Source organism: Caballeronia sp. SEWSISQ10-4 2, assembly GCF_030464885.1.
In the GTDB taxonomy this organism is placed as follows: Bacteria; Pseudomonadota; Gammaproteobacteria; order Burkholderiales; family Burkholderiaceae; genus Caballeronia.
The window spans coordinates 62,664-83,776 of record NZ_JALPRJ010000034.1 but is presented as its reverse complement, the minus strand read 5'-3'; the positions used below and the strand labels follow the sequence as shown (position 1 = coordinate 83,776).

Genomic DNA, 21,113 nt, shown 5'->3' with positions numbered 1-21,113 from the left:
TTAATCAGCGCTTTCACCGAAGACCCGAATGAACACCATCACGCTGAAACCGGCGAAAGACAAGTCACTCGTGCGCCGCCACCCGTGGATCTATGCGAACGCAATCGAGCACGTGGAAGGCAAACCCGCACCCGGTGCAACCGTGCTGATCCGCGCCCACGATGGCCGCTTTCTGGCACGCGCGTCGTACAGCCCGGTGTCGCAGATTCGCGCCCGTGTCTGGAGTTTCGACGAAACAGAACCCATCGATCACGCGTTTTTCAAGCGGCGCGTGCAGCGGGCGATCGCGCATCGGCAAACAATGGTGCGCGATACCGGCGCCACCCGCCTGATTTTCGGCGAGGCGGACGGGCTGCCGGGCTTGATCGTCGATTACTACATCGCGGACGATGAAAGCCAGCGTGGCCAACTGGTCTGCCAGTTCATGGCGACCGGCGTGGAACACTGGAAAGAGGCGATCGTGCAGGCGCTGATCGGTGCGACCGGCTGCCCAAACGTGTACGAGCGCTCGGACGTGTCGATTCGACAGAAGGAAGGCCTCGAACCGCTCACAGGCGTACTGGCAGGCGATCCGCCGCCGGCTACGCTGATCGCGAATGAAGGTGGGGTGCGTTATCACATCGACGTCGAGCGGGGCCATAAAACCGGCTTCTACGTCGATCAACGCGATAACCGCGCGCTCGTCCGTCAATACGCCAACGAGCGCGACGTGCTCAACTGCTTTTGCTATACGGGCGGTTTTTCGCTCGCGGCGTTAAAAGGCGGTGCAAAACGAGTGGTCTCGATAGACTCTTCCGGCGAGGCGCTTGCGCTCGCGCAGCAAAACGTCACCGCGAACGGCTTCGATCCCGAACGCGCCGAGTGGCTCGACGCCGACGCGTTCAAGACCTTGCGGCGCTTGCATGAAGAAGGCGAACGCTTCGACCTGATCGTGCTCGATCCGCCGAAGTTCGCGCCTTCCCGCGAACACGTGGACCGTGCCGCACGTGCCTACAAGGACATCAACCTGACGGGCTTCAAGTTGTTGCGCCCGGGCGGCTTGTTGTTCACCTATTCGTGTTCGGGCGCCATCGACGCCGATTTGTTCCAGAAGATCGTGGCGGGCGCCGCGGCTGACGCGAAAGTCGACGCGCGTATCCTGAAGCGGCTTGGCGCGGGCGTCGATCACCCGCTTTTGACCGCGTTTCCCGAAGGGGAATACCTGAAAGGCCTATTGTTGCAAATCGCGTAATCGCCCATAGTTGAACGCTTCGGACAGCGCGCGTTCAGGGGCGTAGAGAGCGCCCGCTTGACAAATATGTTTCAATAATCGACCGACCGCGTGTTTTCGAGCGCAGCGCAGGCAGCGCGGATAAAGCCTGCGGCCCGAAAACATGCCGCACGATCCTTCGACTTTAAAGAACAGGGCGACCATCATGATTCCCGTTACCATCCTGACCGGCTTTCTGGGCAGCGGCAAAACCACGTTGCTCAAGCGCATCCTGAACGACAAGCACGGCATGAAGATCGCCGTGATCGAGAACGAGTTCGGCGAAGAGAATATCGACAACGAGATCCTCGTCCAGGAAACGAACGAGCAGATCATCCAGATGAGCAACGGCTGCATCTGCTGCACGATCCGCGGCGATCTGGCGCGCGCGCTGGAAGATCTCGCTGACCGCAAGAAGGCCGGCACGCTGAACTTCGACCGCGTGGTGATCGAAACAACTGGCCTCGCAAATCCTGGCCCGGTTGCGCAGACGTTCTTCATGGACAACACCATCGCCGACGAATTCCTGCTCGACGCCATCATCACGCTGGTCGATGCCAAGCACGCCAATCATCAGCTTGACGAGCACGAAGTCGTGCAACGCCAGGTGGGTTTTGCAGACCGGCTGTTTATCACCAAGTCGGATCTGGTCGACGCCGCAGCCCTCGATGCGCTCAAGCACCGGCTGATTCACATGAACCCGCGCGCCGCGATTAAAGTGGTGAATTTCGGGGAAGCGGACATCAAGGAAATCTTCGATCTGCGCGGCTTCAATCTGAACTCGAAGCTTGAAATCGACCCGGATTTCCTGGCAGAAGACGATCAAGCGCACGATCACGATCACGCCGGGCACGACCACGCACACGACGACGATCACGACCACGCCACCTGCGGTCACGATCACAGCCACGACCACGAGCACGAGCATGGTCACGCGAATCACCATCACGCGCACCACGACGACAAGATCAAGTCGTTCGTATTCCGCAGTGACCGCGCCTTCGATCCCAACCGGCTCGAGGACTTCCTGGGCGGCATCTTGCAAATCTACGGCGAACGCCTGCTGCGCTACAAGGGCGTGCTTTATATGAAGGGCGTCGATCGCAAGGTCGTGTTCCAGGGCGTGCATCAGATGATGGGCAGTGATCTTGCCGCCAAGTGGCAACCGATCGAAAAGAAGAACAGCAAGATGGTGTTCATCGGTATCGAACTGCCGCAGGATTTGATCATCGACGGGTTGAGCGCCTGCCTGGTCTGATCGAGGAAACTGAGGAACTGGCGAAGTCAACAAAGCGCGAAGCCGTCATACGGCTTCGCGCCGCTCTCGCCCTCCGAAAGCCTCCGTTTTGGCACACTTCTCGCTATTTCTCTCCTGCAGCGCAACCAATCCGACACATCGACAAGGCTAAAATCGCTGCGCTTCCAGGAGCCGGCGCTTTTTGGCCATGGACGTCGTTGCAATATGTGTTCGCGCCCACCAAGAACCATCGCTTTTTAAACGTCAGCGCGTTATATTTTTGAGATAACGAACGAATTGCACCAGTGTTTTGCTTGGTTGTAGTACGCATTTGCGATTCAGTTACAATACAGCCCCACTGGAGAAGCTGGGGAAACCGTCCTGCCTTGGCTACAGTGTCCGGCGCGAGGGGTACTGGAAAGGGTTCCCACCGTTGTTGCGCAAGCCGTACGAGGGAGTGGAAGTGAAAAGTATGGTGTTGTTCCGAACATCGAGGACCGGCCGATCCGCTTGAAAATCAGGCCAGAGGAATCAGTCCAGATGCATCGGCCCGGCGGCCCGAGAATCGCAGCCCGTTTTAGCGTAGTAAGTGCATGCAGTAGTTGTTGGCGAGTATCGCCGAAGTGCGGGTAACCCGAACGACGGCGGCGGCGAGCGCGGCGAGCGACCGCGAAGATGGCGAACGACATCGCCCCACATTGAAGAAGCAAGCCAGATGACGACGAAACGATTGTTGACCGAAGACGAAATCCTGAAGATGGCCGACAAGGATTACATGAACGAGGATCAACTCGCGTTCTTCAGGGTCCGACTGGAACAGTTGCAGGCCGACATTCTCAAGAATGCGGGCCAGACGACGGAAAACCTGCGGGAAACCGTCATCGTTCCGGACCCGGCGGATCGCGCGACGATCGAGGAAGAACACGCCCTCGAACTGCGCACGCGTGACCGCGAACGCAAGCTGCTGAAGAAAGTGCAGCAGTCGCTTGCGCGGATCGAGTCCGGCGATTACGGCTGGTGCGAGGAAACGGGCGAGCCGATCGGCATTCCCCGCCTGATCGCGCGTCCGACGGCCACGCTGTCGCTCGAAGCGCAGGAACGACGCGAATTGCGCCAGAAGCTGTTCGGCGACTGATCCGCAGGAGCAGCGTGCGCTGCGGCTCGGGCCGCGGCGGGAAACCTGCCGGCTGGGATTTGTATCGAAGAGACTGAAAAACACTTGAAAGCACAAAAAGGCACACGAAAAAACGTGTGCCTTTTTGTTTTTGTGCACCGCTTTCGGGCCCGGCAAGGCTTATTCCGTAAGGCGGGCAAGCTGCAAACGCCATCGCGTGCAAGATGCCGCAAGAAGCGTCTTGATAAATTCCGCAGCGCCCTAAAATGAACTGGACGCGTTCTCGTAGCGCGGGCGTGACGAGAGTCGGTTCGAGCGCACATTGGCGGCGCGCCCAGGCTCTTCGCGCTCCCAAAGGATTCCCCGCGGCGCGGCGGCACACCGGTCAACCGGCTGCCGCGCCCACTCCGCTTTCAAAGGAATGCACATGGAACAATTTCACGGCACGACCATCGTCTCCGTGCGACGCGGCGACAAAGTCGCCCTCGGCGGCGACGGCCAGGTTACGCTCGGCAATATCGTCATGAAAGGCGGCGCGAAAAAAGTGCGTCGCATCTACGGCGGCAAGGTGCTGGTTGGTTTTGCCGGCGGCACGGCCGACGCGTTTTCGCTCCTCGACCGTTTCGAAGCGAAGCTGGAAAAGCATCAGGGCAATCTGACGCGCGCCGCAGTCGAGCTCGCTAAAGACTGGCGCACGGACCGCATGCTGCGCCGGCTGGAGGCCATGCTGATTGCCGCCGACGCGCAAACCACGCTCGTGATCACCGGCAACGGCGACGTGCTCGACCCGGAAAACGGCATTTGCGCGATCGGTTCGGGCGGCGCGTATGCCCAGGCCGCGGCTCAGGCGCTCGCCGAAAACACCGAACTCTTGCCGCGCGATATCGTCGAAAAGGCACTGACAATCGCGGGCGATATGTGCATTTATACGAACCACAATCGCGTCATCGAGACGATCGAGTAACACGCGCTTTCGCGTCTTCGCGAGCACAGGACAAGGACCAACGATGACCACCATGACTCCCGCCGAGATCGTCTCGGAACTCGACAAACACATCATCGGCCAGGGGCGCGCGAAAAAAGCCGTCGCCGTGGCGTTGCGTAACCGGTGGCGGCGCCAGCAGGTCGCCGAGCCGTTGCGTCAGGAAATCACGCCGAAGAACATCCTGATGATCGGACCGACCGGTGTCGGCAAGACGGAAATCGCACGTCGGCTGGCAAAACTCGCCGACGCGCCGTTCATCAAGATCGAGGCGACGAAGTTCACCGAAGTCGGTTACGTGGGTCGCGATGTAGACAGCATCGTGCGTGACCTGATCGAAATTTCGATCAAGCAGACGCGTGAAAGCGAGATGCGCAAAGTGCGTTCGCGGGCCATCGATCGCGCCGAAGACCGGATCCTCGACATCCTGCTGCCAAGCGCGCGGCCGGTCGGTTTCGGTGCCGCCGAGACGCAAGACGACAGCCAGAACAGCACGCGCCAAACGTTCCGCAAGCGCCTGCGCGAAGGTCTGCTCGACGACAAGGAAGTGGAAGTCGATATCGAAACGCCCCAAGCGAGCATGGACATCATGGGGCCGCCGGGCATGGAGGAAATGACCGACCAGATCCGTTCGATGTTCGCGAATATCGGCGGCGGCAAGAAGACGCAGCGCAAGGTGAAGGTCAAGGAAGCGCTGAAGCTGCTCACCGACGAAGAAGCGGGCAAGCTGCTGAACGACGAAGAGGTCAAGACGAAGGCGATTCAGAACGTCGAGCAGAACGGCATCGTGTTTCTCGATGAGATCGACAAGATCGCTTCACGCAGCGAGACGGGCGGCGCGGAAGTGTCTCGGGCCGGCGTACAGCGCGACCTGCTGCCGCTCGTGGAAGGCACCACCATCAATACGAAATACGGGATGATCAAGACCGATCACATCCTGTTTATCGCGAGCGGCGCGTTCCATCTGGCCAAGCCGAGCGATCTGATCCCCGAGCTTCAAGGGCGTTTTCCGATTCGTGTGGAGCTGGATTCGCTGTCGGTGGAAGACTTCGAGTCCATCCTGAACACGACCGACGCGAGCCTGGTGAAGCAGTACACGGCGCTGCTGGCAACCGAAGACGTGCAGCTCGATTTCAGCACGGACGGTATTCGCAGGATGGCCGAGATCGCGTTCTCGGTGAATGAGAAGACCGAGAATATCGGTGCGCGGCGGCTTTATACCGTGATCGAAAAGTTGCTCGAGGAAGTGTCGTTCGCTGCGGGCAATCATGCGGGACAGCCGGTGAAAATCGATGCGGCTTATGTCGATAAAGCTTTGAACGACGTCGCAGAAGACGAGGATTTGTCGCGCTACGTGCTGTAACGCAATCAAGTCAGAAAAAAGGGTGGCTCACGATTCCGGCAATTTGCCGGAATCGTGAGCCACCCTTTTACGTTCTACGCCCTTCTACGTTCTACATAACATTTATCGATTCATTGCCGCACGGGTTTCTTCGCCAGCTTCCGCTGCAGTGTTCGCCGATGCATATTCAACGCGCGCGCCGTGGCTGAAATATTGCCGCTGTTCTCGGCCAGCACGCGCTGGATATGCTCCCACTCCAGCCGTGCGACGGACAGCAGCGCGGGGTGCTCGATAGCCTCCTCGGCCGTCTGCTCGCTCGCCTCTTCCTGCAGCGCGGACAAAATCGTCTCGACGTTCGCCGGCTTTGCCAGATAGTTATCGGCGCCGTCTTTCACGGCCTGGACCGCCGTTGCGATGCTCGCGTAACCCGTCAGCACGAGAATTCGCGCGTCGGGTTGAAGGTCGCGCAATGGCGCAACGAGCGTCAGGCCGGAATCGTTGCCGAGGTGCAAATCGACGGTGATTTGCCCGAACTTCTGCGTATTCGCCAGCCTCAACGCCGTAGCGGCGTCGTGCGCCTGATGCGGCGTATAGCCGCGCCGCGTCAAACCGCGCGCGAGAATGCCCGAGAAAACCTCATCGTCGTCGATGACCAAAAAATTTGTATCGCTCATGCTCTTTTCTCCGAGGTGACGGAAGCGGCGACGCCGCCGCGGCCCGTCCTTGCTGCTTTTTCCCGCGATTCGGGGGCGCTTGTATCGGCGAGACGCAAGATGGCGTGCGTGCCGCGCGGGCTGGCCGGCGTGAGCTCGATCGACCCGCCAAGCCGCGTTGCCGCTGAGAATGCCAGATACAAGCCGACACCGTGGCCGCCTTGCGTGCTGTCGACCGGTGTCGCGCCGAGCGAACCCCGCAATGCGGCGGGGATCCCCGGGCCTTGGTCGCGGACATCGAATTGAATCACGGGTTCGCCAAGATGCTGGCTCGCCGACGTCGCGAGCGTCACCGAATCGCTGCTGGCCCGCGCCGCATTATCCAGCAGAATGGTCAGGATTTGCCCGACCGCGACGGGATCGCTGAGAAACAGCCCCGCGCGTTTGTGCTCCTCCGCTTCGATCAACTCGAAACGCACGTGCGGGTGGCGCAGACGCCATTGTTCGACAAATCCATGGAGCCAGTCATCCAGCGGTTGGCGCGGCGCGGGTTCGGTTGCCCGGCTGCGCAGGCGCGCGAGCGCCGACGTGCACAACGTCATCTGCTGCTCGAGCAGTTCGATGTCGGCGGAATACGGTGCGAGATGCGGGTCGTGGCGGGCGGAATCGCGTAACTCCTCGCTCAGCATGGCGATCGTCGATAGCGGCGTGCCGATTTCGTGCGCGACCGTCGCCGCCTGAACGCCCAGCGCCACGGCGCGCTCGTCGCGCAGCAGCCGCTCCTGGGCATCGGCCAGAGCGAAATCGCGCGCTCGCAGCGCCCGCGACATCCGCGCCACGAACCAGCCGATCAATCCCACGCTGACCATGAAGTTCACCCACAGCCCGATGCGGAAATATTCGAACAGATTCAGCGGGTCTTCCATGTTCAGCGGCACGTAGCTGACTGTCAGCAGCGAATAACAGGCAACGGCGAACAACGCGAGCCACACCGTCAGACGCCACGGCAGCACGGCGGACGCAATCGCCAGCGACGGCAGGTACAGCGTGACAAACGGATTCGTCGCGCCACCGCTCAGAAACAGCAAAGCGGACAGCGCACCGAGATCGACCCAGAGCTGCCCGAACAGTTCGAGATTCGTTTCAGGCTGTGCACGCGCGACGCGTATCCATGTCAGTGCGTTGAACAAGACCTCCAGCGCGACAATGGTCAGCATTGCAGCTAACGGGAGATGCGCGCCGTAAAACGTCTGTACGACAGCGATCGTCACCAGTTGACCGATGATCGCCAGGCTGCGAAGCCAAAACAGGTGACCGAGATTGACGCGGCCGGTGTTCGTTATTCGATGCATCGCAGTGAATTTCGCCTCAAATTTCAGAATAGTCTAATGGCTGGACTTGGCGGGTTACCGCAACATCGAGTGTTGTCTCGTACAGGGCGGCCGGGCCGCACACTCAAATGACTCGCAGCCACTCGTCTCCCAGCCACGCCTCCGATCACTCCAATCACTCCGATCGGCTTCTCAGCGAAGCGCCGCAAACCGGTGCCGTCCAGGACGCCATTATCCCGCGTGCGCTGAACGCGTTCATCGACAACGCCCGAACCGCGAATGCGCAAGGCAATCAGGTCGAACGCGCCGTGTGGCTACAGGCCGCCATGATGTTGCAATCCGATCGGCCGGAGACAGGCCTCGACCTGGTCGATTCCATGCTGAAGCAAAACCGCATCCCGGACGGCATTCAACTCGCGGCTCAACTCGTCGATAGCCATCCGCCGCACGCGCTCACGCCCTGGTATCTCGGGTATGCGCTCCAGCTCGCCGGCCGTCACGCCGATGCAATCCCTTTCTACGAGCGCGCTCACGCAATCAATCCGGCCGTGCCCACACTGCGCAATAATCTGGCAGTCGCGTACGAAATCTCGGGCAACGAAGAGAAAGCGCTGATCGTGCTGGAAGAGGCCGTCGCCGCGAATTCCGCCGATATCGAAGCGTGGACGAATCTGTCGCGCGTGTATCCGCGCCACTGGGAACTCGAGCGTGCTCGTGGCCGGCAAGCGCTCGGTTGAGATCGGTCCGGCGAATGCGCTCGCGTTGTCGAACTACAGTCTCGCGCTGAAGGAAGCGCAGCGTTGGCAAGACGCAACCGAAGCTGCGAAAGCGGCGGCCGATATCGCGCCCCAATTCCCGCGCTTTCCGTTCAATCTTTCCCTTCTCGACCTCGTGCAGGGGAACTACGCCCGTGGCTGAACCCATTTCGAGTCACGTTGGGACGGGTCTAGCGAACTGCGCAACGTGCATCCTGACTTCCCGGCCCCGCGATGGAACGGCGAAGCGTTGCGCGGCAAAACCCTGTTGCCGTCGCGCGAGCAAGGTTTCGGCGACGCGCTGCAGCTCTCCCGTTTCGTCCCGATGCTCGCGAAAAAGGTTCACGCGCAGGGCGGCACGCCGGTGTGGGCCGCGTTCAAAGCGGTGCATCCGCTGATGGCGCGCATGGCGCCGAAAGGGGTTGAATGCCTGCCGCACGATGGCCCGCTGCCCGAGTTCGACTTCCATTTCCCGCTGATGAGCTTGCCGCTTCACTTCGGCATTGACGCGGACACGATTGCGGCGAAGCGCGCTTATCTCTCCGCCGACGCCGATCTCGACGCCGACTGGCGCATTGAATTCGCCGACGACAAACGCCTGCGCGTCGGTCTCGTGTGGAGCGGCAGCGAAGGCCATCAGCGCAACATGTTCCGCAGCGTGGGTATCGAACGATATGCGAAAGCGTTCGAGGGAATCGAGAACATCGCGTTCTTCTCGCTGCAGAAAGATGCGTCGGGCGCAGTATCGACGGCTCGGGACGGTGGTTTTGAGATTGCGGACCGCACCGGCAAGTTTGAAACTTTCGACGACACGGCTGCGTTCATCGACTCACTTGATCTCGTGATTACCGTGTGCACGAGCGTGGCGCATCTGGCGGCAGCATTAGGCAAGCCGACGTGGATTCTCCTCGACACCAATCCGCACTGGGTCTGGCAACTGGAGCGCACGGACAGTCCGTAATATCCGACGGCCACGCTGTATCGGCAAAAGAAATTCTCGAAATGGGAACCGGTAATGGACGACGTCGCGCGCGATCTGACCGCGCTCGCGGCCGCGCATAAGGGCACAGCGCCGCGCCGGCGCGCGCCGAAGAAGGCAGCAGAGTAAGGAGCTTGTAGGTTTTAAGAGCTTGTAGGTTTTAACTCGGCATAAAACGGCGGTTCGGCAACGAATCGCCGTTTTTTTGTGAGTTTGAAGACTCCGGCAAGCACGGCAATGCCACCGAGAAATCGCGAAAATCACGACGTTCACACGTTTATGCTACGTTGCGTTTCTTCACGCAGACAATCCGGACAAAGGCATGTCATGCGTGGATTCAACCGGTCGGCCCGCAAAGCCGGAAGTGATGCGCACCAGCATTCGGCGTCGCCCATTTGCTGGCCGCAGCGGAACTGCGCGCCGCACTGAGCGCAGCGTTGGGGAGCGGGATCGGTGGAATTCATGTTCGGGGCCAGCCTTTTGAAAACGAACCACGCAGTCGCGAGCAGCGTTTCGCGCAATGCAGCCGTTGCCGATGCGCCACGTTTTTGGTCCATCGGCACACGCTCGACCGCATCATTATTTCACGTGCCAACCCCATACTGGTGCAGCCGGACGCCAACTTTCACCCGTCGCCGGAATGCTATCGGAAACGCCTGATGCAGCGCGTCACTCCTGTACAATTCCGCCTGTTTAAACTGCTCTTCGCCTTATCGCCGCCATGTCCGAGCTTCCCGACCTTACGCAGATCGCGCCGACCCTGAAAGCCGAAATCCTGGCCGAGGCGTTGCCCTATATTCGCCAGTATCACGGCAAGACGATCGTGATCAAATACGGCGGCAATGCCATGACCGAGGAGCGCCTGAAACAAGGTTTCGCGCGCGACGTGATCCTGCTGAAACTGGTTGGCATCAATCCGGTGATCGTGCACGGCGGCGGTCCGCAGATCGACCAGGCGCTCAAGAAGATCGGCAAGCAGGGCACGTTTATCCAGGGCATGCGCGTCACCGACGAAGAGACGATGGAAGTCGTCGAATGGGTGCTTGGCGGCGAAGTGCAGCAGGACATCGTCACGCTGATCAATCATTTCGGCGGCCACGCGGTCGGTCTCACCGGCAAGGACGGCGGCCTGATCCACGCGCGCAAACTGCTCATGCCGGATCGCGACAATCCAGGTGAATTCATTGATATCGGTCAGGTGGGTGAAGTCGAAGCCATCAATCCGGCCGTGGTGAAGGCGCTGCAGGACGACGCGTTCATTCCGGTCATCTCGCCAATCGGCTTTGGTGAAGATGGTTTGTCGTACAACATCAACGCCGATCTGGTCGCGGGCAAACTCGCCGTGGTGCTGAACGCCGAGAAGCTCGTGATGATGACCAACATTCCCGGCGTGATGGACAAGGAAGGCAACTTGCTGACCGATCTGTCGGCGCGCGAGATCGACGCACTGTTTGCCGACGGCACCATTTCCGGCGGCATGCTGCCCAAGATTTCATCAGCGCTTGACGCGGCGAAGAGCGGCGTGCGCTCGGTGCACATCATCGATGGGCGGATCGAGCATTCGGTATTGCTCGAGATCCTGACCGAACAGCCGTTCGGCACGATGATCCGCTCACATTGAACGTGGATTCCGCTGGCGACCGGAGCGGGAGCGGCTTGGCGCGTGCTGGTAGGCGCCGAATGAAGACGCACGGGCGCCCCGTCTGGTTGTTCGATCTCGACAACACGTTGCACCACGCGTCGCATGAGATCTTTCCCGCCATCAATCGCGGGATGACGCAGTACATCATTGACCGTCTGGGCGTCGACATCGATGAAGCCAACCGGTTGCGGACCGGTTATACGCAGCGATACGGCGCCACCTTGCTCGGCCTGGTGCGCCATCATCCCGTCGATGCCGCCGATTTCCTGCGCGTCGTGCATACCTTCGCCGATCTTGGCTCGATGGTTCGCGCCGAACGCGGCCTCGCACGGATGATCCGTGGGCTGCCGGGCCGGAAGATCGTGTTGACCAATGCGCCTTCGGTTTATGCACACGCGGTGCTTAATGAGCTGGGTATCGCCAGGCTGTTTGAACGCGTTATCGCCATTGAAGATATGCAGGATCGCAGTGGGTACTGGCGCGCGAAGCCCGACGCGGCCATGCTTCGGCGCGCAATGCGGCTCGCTCACGTGCCGCTTTCCGATGCGGTTCTTGTTGAAGACACACGTGGGCATTTGAAACGCTATAAGCGTTTGGGGATTCGCACGGTCTGGATTACGGGGCATCTGCCGTCGGTTGCAAATGCCAGCGGCGCCCAGTCCCTTCGGTCGCCCAGTAGCGGACGGCCGCATTACATCGATCTCAAGATCCGCTCGTTGAAGGGCTTGCGCAATCTCGGTTGAACAAGACCTACGGGGGTTTCTTTCAAGTAATACGGACTTCAAACTGCATCGCTGTCGCGCTGCTCCGGGCCGCGCTGCGCCTCCCTTTCCCGTTTTTCCGATATACTTCATCGTTATCTTGATTTGTTTCATCGCGCCGATTTGCTGACTCGATTGCGGGCGCGCGAACCCTGTCCCGGTTCACTATAAATGCGGCTAAAGAGGTTGTCAGCCGCGCCGCTTATCTCTCGCCGCGCATCGCCGACGCCGTTTAGCCGCCCTGTTTTCTCTAGGCGGAATGAATGGAATCAATCGGCATTGTCACTCCCCAAACACTGCATTTCACCGAACCGCTGCGCATGCAGAATGGCAGTTTGCTCGGTGACTACGATCTCGTCGTCGAAACCTACGGCACGCTCAACGCTGCCCGCTCGAACGCCGTGCTGGTGTGCCACGCTTTGAACGCCTCGCATCACGTAGCAGGCGTCTACGCCGATGACCCCAAGAACGTCGGCTGGTGGGACAACATGGTCGGTCCCGGCAAACCGCTCGATACCAACCGCTTCTTCGTCATCGGCATCAACAATCTCGGCTCGTGTTTCGGCTCGACCGGACCGATGAGCGTGAAGGCTGCGACCGGCAAACCCTACGGCGCGAGTTTTCCTGTCGTCACGGTCGAAGACTGGGTGCACGCGCAAGCTCGTGTGGCGGACCAATACGGTATCGAACGGTTCGCCGCGGTCATGGGCGGCAGCCTCGGCGGCATGCAGGCTTTGGCCTGGAGCATGATGTATCCGGATCGCGTGGCGCATTGCATCGTGGTGGCATCGACGCCCAAGCTTTCCGCGCAGAACATTGCGTTCAACGAAGTCGCGCGCTCCGCCATCCTCTCCGATCCCGATTTCCACGGCGGTGATTACTACGCGCATGGCATCAAGCCGCGTCGCGGATTGCGCGTGGCGCGCATGATCGGCCACATCACGTATCTGTCGGATGACGACATGGCCGCGAAATTCGGCCGCGCATTGCGTCGTGCGGAAGGCGCTGTGGATGCGTACAACTTCAACTTCGATGTCGAATTCGAGGTGGAGTCGTACTTGAGATACCAAGGCGATAAATTCGCCGAATACTTCGATGCGAACACGTATCTGCTGATCACGCGCGCGCTGGATTACTTCGATCCCGCCAAAGCCTTCGACGGCGACCTCACCAAGTCGCTCGCCCACACCACGGCGAAATATCTGATCGCCAGCTTCTCCACTGACTGGCGTTTCGCGCCTGCGCGCTCTCGCGAGCTGGTGAAAGCGCTGCTCGATCACAAACGCACGGTGAGCTACGCCGAAATCGATGCGCCGCACGGCCACGACGCCTTCCTGCTCGACGACGCGCGTTATCACAACCTGATGCGCGCCTATTACGAACGTATTGCCGCCGAGGTGGGCGCATGAACCAAATCACGCTGGATTCTCTTTCGCTACGCTCGGACTTTCGGGCAATCGCGCGCTGGGTTGAACCAAACTCATCGGTACTCGATCTCGGTTGCGGCGATGGGTCGCTGCTCTCGCTGCTCGCCGAAGAGCTCGATGTCACGGGCTACGGTATCGAAATCAACGACGCCGGCGTGCTCGCCTGCGCGCAAAAGGGCGTGAACGTCATCCAGCAGAACCTGGAAGACGGTTTGCGCCTGTTCGAAGACGACAGTTTCGACTTCGCGATCCTGTCGCAGACACTGCAAACGATCCATCAAACCGCCGCGATCCTGCGTGAAACCGTGCGCGTGGGGCGCGAATGCATCGTGTCGTTTCCTAACTTCGGTTACTGGCAGCATCGGCTCACGGTGTTGCAGGGGCGCATGCCGGTGTCGAAAACGCTGCCGTATCAATGGCATAACACGCCGAACGTGCGCGTTCTCACCATCAGGGATTTCGAGGCACTGGCGCCGGAAGTGGGTATCGAAATCCTCGATCGCGCCGTGCTGCATGGCGGGCAGTCCATCCGGTGGGGCGCGAACTGGCGTGGTAGCCTTGCGGTCTATCGCGTGAAGCGAAGCTGAACTGAGCTTGCCGGTTCGCTGCTCGCGCACCGCTCACTGCTTCAGACCTGTTCAATATGTCCAACTCGCCACACGAGGCGCCCGCTCTTACCGCTCACGAAGATCACCCCGGCTGGCACGCGTTTCTCAACAAACGCATGCTGATTTGCGTGTTTCTCGGCTTCACGTCAGGGTTGCCGCTCTTCACGCTCATCTATCTGGTGCAAGCGTGGTTGCGCACTGAAGGTGTGAACCTGAAGGAAATCGGCCTGTTTGCACTGATCCAGTTCCCTTACACCTGGAAATTCATCTGGGCGCCGCTGATGGACCGCTACGTGCCGCGTCTTCCCGGCTGGCGGCCGGGACGGCGGCGCGGCTGGATGCTCGTCACGCAGTTGTTGGTGGCGGTGGCGATTGGCGCGCTGGGGTTTATATCGCCGAAAGATGAGATCTGGACCGTCGCCGCGCTGACCGCGCTCGTGGCGTTTTTTGGTGCGAGCCAGGATATTGCGATCGATGCGTACCGACGCGAACTCCTCGCCGATACCGAGCAGGGACTCGGCAACGCGGTCTTCGTGAATGCGTACAAGATCGCGGCGCTCATCCCCGGCTCGCTCGGGCTCATTCTCGCCGATCATTTACCGTGGTCCACTGTGTTCGTCGTCACCGCTGTGTTCATGCTGCCTGGCATGGTGTTGACGCTCGTGGTCAAGGAACCCGAAATTCATGGCACACCGCCCAAGAATCTGCGCGATGCCATTATTCAACCGTTTCGCGAATTCATCGCTCGGGACGGTTGGCGCACGGCGCTGCTGATTCTCGGTTTCATCTTCCTGTACAAGCTCGGCGACACGATGGCGACTACGCTCTCCACGTCGTTTTTCCTCGATATCGGCTTCAACAAAACGCAGATCGGTGTGATCGCGAAAACGGTGGCGTTCTGGGCGAGCCTGGCGGGCGGGATTATCGGTGGCGTGTGGCTGGTGAAGATCGGTATTGGGCGCGGGCTCTGGATCTTCGGCGTGCTGCAGATCGTGTCCACGCTCGGCTTTGCGTGGCTGGCGAAAATCGGGCCATCGCCCGTGGCGCTGGCCGCGCTCTATGGCTTCGAGACGTTTGCCACTGGCCTCACCACGGCGGCCTTCGTGGCTTACATTGCGAGCACGACCGATCCGCGTTATACCGCCACGCAATTCGCGCTCTTTACGAGCCTCGCTTCGGTGCCGCGGACCCTGGCGTCGGCATCGAGCGGCTTTGTGGTCGCGCAAACCGGCTGGTTCGAGTACTTCATGATCTGCGCTGCGCTGTCGATTCCGGGCATGTTACTGTTGCCGAAAATCGCGCCATGGAGACCCATCCGATGAAGGTGCACGCCCTATTCCGCACCATGGCATACGCCGCGACGCTACATGCTGGCCTGACCTTCGCGGCGGCCGATGCAGCGCCGGCTTCACCGGCCGCTTCACAAGCGCCGTATTCCGCGGCTAGCGACCAGATCCGTTTTGGCAATGCGGCGTTGTTCCGCAACCTGATTCCATCGGCGACATTGGAACAGCAGTCCGCCGATGAATACGCTCAAATCCTGCGCGAAGCCCGCCGCACGAAGCACCTTCTCGGCGATGACAATCCGCTCGTGAAACGCGCACGCGATGTTGCCAATCGCGAGATTCCATTTGCGCTGAAGTGGAACGACCGCTCGAAGAACTGGAAGTGGGAAGTCAACGTGGTGCGCTCGGACGAGATCCGCATGTATTGCCTGCCGGGCGGCAAGATTGTGATTTATAGCGGGCTGATCGAGCGGCTGCGTCTCGACGATAACGAACTCGGCATGATGATCGGCCACGAGATTGCGCACGCGTTGCGCGAGCATGCGCGTGACCGGCTGGGTCGTCAGCAGGCGGCGCAACTGAGCACGGGAACGATTCCGCCGCTATTCGGTTTCGCCGATATCAGCTCGACCACGCTCGGTATTGGCGAGCAATTGCTGGCCATGCGATATACACCCGCCGATGAAACCGAAGCCGATGTGATCGGTAGCGAGATTGCGTCGCGTGCGGGTTACGATCCGCGCGCTGCCGTAACGTTATGGAAGAAGATTGATGCGCGCACGCGGCGCACACCGAACGGTTTTATCTGGATGCATCCGTTTGGCGCGGCACGCGTACACGATCTGATGAAGCGCTTGCCCGACATGATGCCGCTCTACGCAAAAGCGATCGGGAAGACGGTGGACCAGTTGCCGAATTACGCGGGAATGGGTCGGTTCAAAAAACCGCGGCTTTAAACCTTCCAGTCGTAATCAATAATCAGCGGCGCGTGATCGCTGAACTTGATATCGCGGAAAACAGACGTGGCCGTCGCCGTGTCCGCAACACCCTTCGTCGCGATCTGGTAGTCGATGCGCCACCCCACGTTCTTCGCGTAAGCCTGGCCGCGATTACTCCACCATGTATATTGCTCAGGCCGCTGATCGAGCGTTCTGAAGACATCGACGTAAGCCTTTTCGTCAAAGAGTTGCGTGAGCCACGCGCGCTCCTCCGGCAGGCAACCCGAGTTCTTCTGGTTGCTCTTCCAGTTCTTGATGTCGATTTCTTTGTGCACGATGTTCACGTCGCCGCACAAAATCACTTCTCGCTTCTTGGCTATCTCTTCAAGATGCGGCATGAACTCGTCCATGAACCGGTACTTGGCCTGCTGCCGTTCTTCACCGCTGGACCCCGAAGGCACATATACCGAGATCACCGATAGATCCCCAAAGCGCGCCTCCACATAACGCCCTTCAGGATCAAACTCTTCACTCCCGAACCCAATGATCACCTCATCCGGCTCGTGCTTCGTATAAAGCCCTGCGCCTGAATATCCTTTCTTCACTGCGTGCTGGAAGTAACCCTGAAAGCCATGCGGCGCAAGAAACTCCGGCGTCAGGTCGTCCTGCGCGCACTTGATCTCCTGCACACAGACGACGTCGGCATCCTGCTCGCCGAACCAATCGAAAAAACCCTTCTTGGCGGCCGACCGAATGCCGTTCAAATTAGCGGTGATGACACGAAACATGAAGCATCCTTGTATGTTGGTGAACTACTCGACCTTGATCCCTTTCAGCGACTCTTTCGCCGGCGGATATTCGAGCTTCAATCCCTGCAGCATGCGCACCATCAACTCCGCAACCATCACGTTGCGGTGCGTCTTCGAATCGGCGGGAATCACGAACCACGGTGCAATCTGCGTCGATGTCGCGCCCAGTGCGTCTTGATAAGACTGGCGATAATCGTCCCAGAGTTTGCGGGCTTCGAGATCCGATGGGTCGAACTTCCAGTGCTTCTCCGGAGTATCGATACGCGCCTGTAATCGCGCTCGCTGCTCGTCCTTCGATATATGCAGAAAGCACTTCACGATCGTCGTGCCGTTGTCAGCGAGCAGCGCTTCGAACTCGCGAATCTGCCGATAACGACGTTCACATTCTTGCTGATCGATCTGTTTCAGCACCCGCGGCACGAGCACGTCTTCGTATTGGCTGCGATTGAAAATGGCGAACTCGCCCGCGGCCGGCACCTGCGAATGAACACGCCAGAGAAAATCGTGCGCGGCTTCGCGTTCGGAAGGCGCCTTGAACGGCACGATGCGCAAACCGAGCGGATCGACTTCATGAAATACGCTGCGAACGGTACCGTCCTTGCCGCTCGTATCCATGCCTTGCAGAATGAGTAAAACGCGCTGCGTGCGTTGCGCGTGCAGCTTCTCCTGCAATTGATCTAGTGCGGCGCCCAACTCGCTCAAACGCACACGATCCTGATCTTTCGTCCCCAGCGAAAACGGCTTCGCTGCGGTATCGATGGCAGCAAGATCGAACGGCTTGAATTTCTTACCGTCGAAATACGGCACGCGATAATCATCGAGATCCGGTTTTTTGGCCAAGCGTGCGCTCCCGGTTAATAAAACAAAGGGTTGCTGCCAGACTGGACCAGCAGCAACCCGCGAATAGTCCAGCAGCCGTCAGCTCAAGAGGATAATTTCTTCTTCAAAAGCTCGTTGACCTGCTGCGGATTCGCCTTGCCCTTCGTCGCTTTCATGGCTTGGCCGATCAGCGCGTTGAACGCCTTCTCCTTGCCCGAACGATACTCGTCGACGGACTTCTGATTCGCCGCCATCACTTCGTCGATGATCGCTTCGAGCGCGCCCGTATCCGAAATCTGCTTCAAGCCCTTCGCTTCGATAATCCGGTCAGCGGCGGCGTCATCGGTGGCTTTCTCTTCCCAGATCGCCTGGAAAATATCCTTGGCGATCTTGTTCGAGATCGTGCCGTCGGCCACGCGCTGAATCACGAGCCCGAGCTGCGCAGGCGACACCGGTGAGTTCGAAATATCCAGCGATTCGCGATTCAGCTGCGACGATACTTCGCCCATCAGCCAGTTGGCCGCGAGCTTCGCGTGCGCCGGCCCGACTACGCCAACGACGCTTTCAAAATACGCCGACATTGCCTTGGACGACGTCAACCCCGCCGCGTCATACGGCGTCAAACCGTATTGCTCGACGAAACGCGTTTGCATCGCTTCGGGCAGTTCGGGCAGTTCGCTGCGAACCCGCGCGATCCACGCCTCATCGATCACTAACGGCATCAGATCGGGATCGGGAAAATAGCGGTAATCGTGCGCATCTTCCTTGCTGCGCATGGAGCGCGTTTCGCGCTTGTCGGGATCGTAAAGACGCGTTTCCTGCACGACCGTGCCGCCGTCTTCGATCAACTCGATTTGCCGGCGCACTTCGTACTGGATGGCTTCTTCAAGAAAGCGAAACGAGTTCAGGTTCTTGATCTCAGCGCGCGTGCCGAATTCGGCTTGACCGACCGGGCGCACGGAGACGTTCGCGTCGCAGCGGAACGAGCCTTCCTGCATGTTGCCGTCGCAGATGCCGAGCCATTGCACGAGGCTGTGCAGGCTTTTGGCATAGGCCACCGCTTCAGCGGCGCTGCGCATTTCCGGTTCTGTAACGATCTCCAGCAACGGCGTGCCCGCGCGATTCAAATCGATACCCGTCATGCCCGCGAAGTCCTCGTGCAGCGACTTGCCGGCGTCTTCTTCCAGATGCGCGCGCGTCAGGTTGACGGTCTTTTCGTACGCGGCCATGCCGGTTTTTTCGTTCGCCGGAACCTGGATCGTGACGCTGCCGCCCTGCACAACCGGCGTTTCGAACTGGCTGATCTGATAACCCTTCGGCAGATCGGGATAGAAATAATTCTTGCGCGCAAAAATGCTGCGCGGCGCAATAGTCGCGCCGATGGCGAGGCCGAGACGAATCGCACGCTCTACAGCGCCGCGGTTCATCACGGGCAGCGAACCCGGCAACGCCAGATCGACGGGACAGGCCTGCGTGTTCGGCTCTGCGCCGAACTGCGTGGCCGCGCCCGAGAAAATCTTGGAGACAGTCGATAACTGCGCGTGCGTCTCCAGTCCTATGACGACTTCCCATTGCATGCTCATACTCCTGCCGGTGATTGCAAATGCCAGTCGCTCGCGCGCTGAAACGCGTCGGCGACCTGCAGCAACCGGGCTTCGTTGAAATAGTTGCCGATAATCTGCAAGCCTACCGGCCGCGTGGAATGCGCGCTGCCCGCGGCGCCGAAACCACACGGCACGCTCATGCCCGGCAAACCGGCGAGGCTGATCGACAGCGTGTAGATATCGGCGAGATACATCTGGACGGGATCGTCGGCTTTCTCACCGAGGTTCCATGCCACCGATGGCGCCACCGGCCCCATGATCACATCGCAGTGATTAAACGCTTCCTGGAAATCCTGCGCGATGATGCGGCGGATTTTCTGCGCCTGAACGTAATACGCGTCGTAATAGCCGTGCGACAGCACGTACGCGCCGACGAGAATCCGCCGCTTCACTTCCGGCCCGAAACCTTCGGCGCGCGACTTCTTGTACATATCCAGCAAGTCGGTGTACTCAGCCGCGCGATGCCCATACCGAACGCCATCGAAACGCGACAGATTCGACGACGCTTCCGCCGGCGCGATGATGTAGTACACGGGAATCGACAGCTCGGTTTTCGGCAGCGTTACCTCGACAAGCGTTGCGCCGAGCGCTTCGTATTGCTTCAAGGCGACCTCGATGGCGCTACGCACTTCAGCGCTCAGGCCCTCGCCGAAGAACTCTTTCGGCAAGCCGATGCGCAAGCCGGCGAGCGGTTTGGCCGCATCGTCGCCGGACCAGCGCTGGCCGAGATAGCGCGTGTAATCTTCGTCCTCGCGCTGGAGGCTGGTCGAGTCGCGCGGATCGAACGACGCAATGGCGTTGAGCAGCAGCGCGCAATCCGCGGCGCTGCGGGCCATCGGTCCGCCCTGATCGAGCGACGACGCGAACGCGATCATGCCGTAACGCGAAACGCGGCCGTACGTGGGCTTGATGCCGGTAATGCCGGTGAATGACGCGGGCTGGCGAATCGAGCCGCCGGTGTCCGTGCCGGTGGCAGCGGGCGCGAGGCGCGCAGCGACGGCCGCAGCCGAGCCGCCCGACGATCCGCCCGGCACGGCTTTCAGATCCCACGGGTTCTTGACCGGACCAAAATACGAATTCTCGTTCGACGAACCCATCGCGAATTCGTCCATATTGGTCTTGCCAAGCGTTACCACGCCTGCATTCTTGAGGCGCTCGACGACCGTGGCGTCGAATGGGCTCGTGTAGTTCGCGAGCATCTTCGACCCGGCCGTCGAGGTCCAGCCGCGCGTGACAAACACGTCTTTATGCGCGATCGGCAGACCGGTCAGCACCCCTGCCTGGCCTTTGGCGATGAGCGTATCTGCGGCTTTGGCCTGGGCGAGCGTGAGGTCCTGGTCGACGCTGATGAACGCATTGAGGTTCTTCGCGGCTTCTATGCGCTGCAAAAAGAGTTGCGCAAGTTCGACGGCGGAGAGGGTTTTTGCGTCGAGTGCCGCGCGCAGTTCGGTCAAGCTTTTTTGATGCATTACGTTCTTCCTGATGGGCGCCGCGTCCCGCGCGCCTTTTAGTTTTCGTGCGTTTTCGTGCGTATATTGCGTTGCCCGTGCCCGTGCGTTGGCTCAAGGCACGACGTT

At 59.9% G+C, this 21,113-nt stretch carries 22 protein-coding genes; 14 read left to right on the top strand and 8 right to left on the bottom strand.

All coding sequences use genetic code 11. The annotated features are described in order from the left end of the window. The first annotated feature begins 28 nt into the window (after positions 1-28). On the top strand, positions 29-1,231 hold the full coding sequence (locus tag M0D69_RS23030) for a class I SAM-dependent rRNA methyltransferase (RefSeq protein ID WP_301784199.1): 1,203 nt from the start codon (positions 29-31) through the stop codon (positions 1,229-1,231). Here the strand turns inward: M0D69_RS23030 and M0D69_RS23025 are convergent. Next, positions 1,211-1,417, bottom strand: a complete 207-nt coding sequence (locus tag M0D69_RS23025) for a hypothetical protein (protein ID WP_301784198.1) — start codon at positions 1,415-1,417, stop codon at positions 1,211-1,213. The genes M0D69_RS23030 and M0D69_RS23025 overlap by 21 nt on opposite strands. Here M0D69_RS23025 and M0D69_RS23020 point away from each other — a divergent pair. The 4 genes from M0D69_RS23020 to hslU all read left to right on the top strand — a co-directional run bounded on the left by M0D69_RS23020 (position 1,416) and on the right by hslU (position 5,945). Further along, positions 1,416-2,507: a GTP-binding protein gene (locus M0D69_RS23020; protein WP_301784197.1), complete on the top strand. Its 1,092-nt coding sequence runs from the start codon at positions 1,416-1,418 to the stop codon at positions 2,505-2,507. The genes M0D69_RS23025 and M0D69_RS23020 overlap by 2 nt on opposite strands. A 694-nt stretch (positions 2,508-3,201) precedes the next feature. Next, positions 3,202-3,621, top strand: coding sequence for an RNA polymerase-binding protein DksA (dksA, locus tag M0D69_RS23015; RefSeq protein ID WP_047895366.1), 420 nt, complete (start codon positions 3,202-3,204; stop codon positions 3,619-3,621). A gap of 406 nt (positions 3,622-4,027) precedes the next feature. Then, complete coding sequence (hslV, locus tag M0D69_RS23010; protein ID WP_301784196.1) at positions 4,028-4,564, top strand: ATP-dependent protease subunit HslV; 537 nt, start codon at positions 4,028-4,030, stop codon at positions 4,562-4,564. 43 nt (positions 4,565-4,607) lie between these two features. Further along, entirely contained in the window at positions 4,608-5,945 is a 1,338-nt protein-coding gene (hslU, locus tag M0D69_RS23005; RefSeq protein ID WP_301784195.1) for an ATP-dependent protease ATPase subunit HslU, read from the top strand. Between the two features lie 110 nt (positions 5,946-6,055). Here the strand turns inward: hslU and M0D69_RS23000 are convergent, their stop codons facing one another. Together M0D69_RS23000 and M0D69_RS22995 are read right to left on the bottom strand one after the other, a co-directional pair. Beyond that, positions 6,056-6,598: a response regulator transcription factor gene (locus tag M0D69_RS23000; protein ID WP_047895363.1), complete on the bottom strand. Its 543-nt coding sequence runs from the start codon at positions 6,596-6,598 to the stop codon at positions 6,056-6,058. Beyond that, positions 6,595-7,929, bottom strand: a complete 1,335-nt coding sequence (locus M0D69_RS22995) for an ATP-binding protein (protein ID WP_301784194.1) — start codon at positions 7,927-7,929, stop codon at positions 6,595-6,597. Before M0D69_RS22995 ends, M0D69_RS23000 begins: the two co-directional genes overlap by 4 nt. A 107-nt stretch (positions 7,930-8,036) precedes the next feature. Between M0D69_RS22995 and M0D69_RS22990 the strand changes: the two genes are divergently transcribed. The 3 genes from M0D69_RS22990 to M0D69_RS22980 are packed head-to-tail and all read left to right on the top strand — an operon-like array spanning position 8,037 to position 9,624. Further along, complete coding sequence (locus M0D69_RS22990) at positions 8,037-8,645, top strand: tetratricopeptide repeat protein (protein ID WP_301784193.1); 609 nt, start codon at positions 8,037-8,039, stop codon at positions 8,643-8,645. Beyond that, complete coding sequence (locus M0D69_RS22985) at positions 8,623-8,826, top strand: hypothetical protein (RefSeq protein ID WP_301784192.1); 204 nt, start codon at positions 8,623-8,625, stop codon at positions 8,824-8,826. The genes M0D69_RS22990 and M0D69_RS22985 overlap by 23 nt, the downstream gene beginning before the upstream one ends. Positions 8,827-8,871: 45 nt before the next feature. Continuing rightward, the gene (locus M0D69_RS22980; RefSeq protein WP_301784191.1) at positions 8,872-9,624 is read left to right on the top strand and encodes a hypothetical protein; all 753 of its coding nucleotides are present in this window, start codon (positions 8,872-8,874) and stop codon (positions 9,622-9,624) included. A gap of 287 nt (positions 9,625-9,911) precedes the next feature. Here the strand turns inward: M0D69_RS22980 and M0D69_RS22975 are convergent, their stop codons facing one another. After that, positions 9,912-10,106 carry a cysteine-rich CWC family protein gene (locus M0D69_RS22975; protein WP_301784209.1) on the bottom strand — a complete coding sequence of 65 codons (195 nt, stop codon included), beginning with the start codon at positions 10,104-10,106 and terminating at the stop codon, positions 9,912-9,914. A 257-nt stretch (positions 10,107-10,363) separates the two neighbouring features. Here M0D69_RS22975 and argB point away from each other — a divergent pair, with 257 nt between their 5' ends. From argB to M0D69_RS22945, 6 genes are all read left to right on the top strand, one after another. Then, positions 10,364-11,263: an acetylglutamate kinase gene (gene argB / locus M0D69_RS22970; protein WP_047895360.1), complete on the top strand. Its 900-nt coding sequence runs from the start codon at positions 10,364-10,366 to the stop codon at positions 11,261-11,263. A 59-nt stretch (positions 11,264-11,322) separates the two neighbouring features. After that, entirely contained in the window at positions 11,323-12,027 is a 705-nt protein-coding gene (locus tag M0D69_RS22965) for a pyrimidine 5'-nucleotidase (RefSeq protein ID WP_301784190.1), read from the top strand. Between the two features lie 281 nt (positions 12,028-12,308). Then, positions 12,309-13,454, top strand: coding sequence for a homoserine O-acetyltransferase (locus tag M0D69_RS22960; protein WP_301784189.1), 1,146 nt, complete (start codon positions 12,309-12,311; stop codon positions 13,452-13,454). Continuing rightward, on the top strand, positions 13,451-14,059 hold the full coding sequence (gene metW / locus M0D69_RS22955; protein WP_301784188.1) for a methionine biosynthesis protein MetW: 609 nt from the start codon (positions 13,451-13,453) through the stop codon (positions 14,057-14,059). The genes M0D69_RS22960 and metW overlap by 4 nt, the downstream gene beginning before the upstream one ends. A 56-nt stretch (positions 14,060-14,115) precedes the next feature. After that, the gene (locus M0D69_RS22950) at positions 14,116-15,402 is read left to right on the top strand and encodes an AmpG family muropeptide MFS transporter (protein WP_301784187.1); all 1,287 of its coding nucleotides are present in this window, start codon (positions 14,116-14,118) and stop codon (positions 15,400-15,402) included. After that, positions 15,399-16,322: a M48 family metallopeptidase gene (locus M0D69_RS22945; RefSeq protein WP_367619748.1), complete on the top strand. Its 924-nt coding sequence runs from the start codon at positions 15,399-15,401 to the stop codon at positions 16,320-16,322. Before M0D69_RS22950 ends, M0D69_RS22945 begins: the two co-directional genes overlap by 4 nt. Here M0D69_RS22945 and M0D69_RS22940 read toward each other — a convergent pair. From M0D69_RS22940 to gatA, 4 genes are all read right to left on the bottom strand, one after another. Continuing rightward, entirely contained in the window at positions 16,319-17,092 is a 774-nt protein-coding gene (locus M0D69_RS22940; RefSeq protein WP_301784186.1) for an exodeoxyribonuclease III, read from the bottom strand. The two genes, M0D69_RS22945 and M0D69_RS22940, sit on opposite strands and share 4 nt — an antisense overlap. Before the next feature lie 24 nt (positions 17,093-17,116). After that, positions 17,117-17,953, bottom strand: coding sequence for a PPK2 family polyphosphate kinase (locus M0D69_RS22935; protein WP_301784185.1), 837 nt, complete (start codon positions 17,951-17,953; stop codon positions 17,117-17,119). 83 nt (positions 17,954-18,036) lie between these two features. Continuing rightward, the gene (gene gatB, locus M0D69_RS22930; RefSeq protein WP_301784184.1) at positions 18,037-19,515 is read right to left on the bottom strand and encodes an Asp-tRNA(Asn)/Glu-tRNA(Gln) amidotransferase subunit GatB; all 1,479 of its coding nucleotides are present in this window, start codon (positions 19,513-19,515) and stop codon (positions 18,037-18,039) included. Continuing rightward, positions 19,512-21,005: an Asp-tRNA(Asn)/Glu-tRNA(Gln) amidotransferase subunit GatA gene (gene gatA / locus M0D69_RS22925; RefSeq protein WP_301784183.1), complete on the bottom strand. Its 1,494-nt coding sequence runs from the start codon at positions 21,003-21,005 to the stop codon at positions 19,512-19,514. The genes gatB and gatA overlap by 4 nt, the downstream gene beginning before the upstream one ends. Between the last annotated feature and the right edge of the window lie 108 nt (positions 21,006-21,113).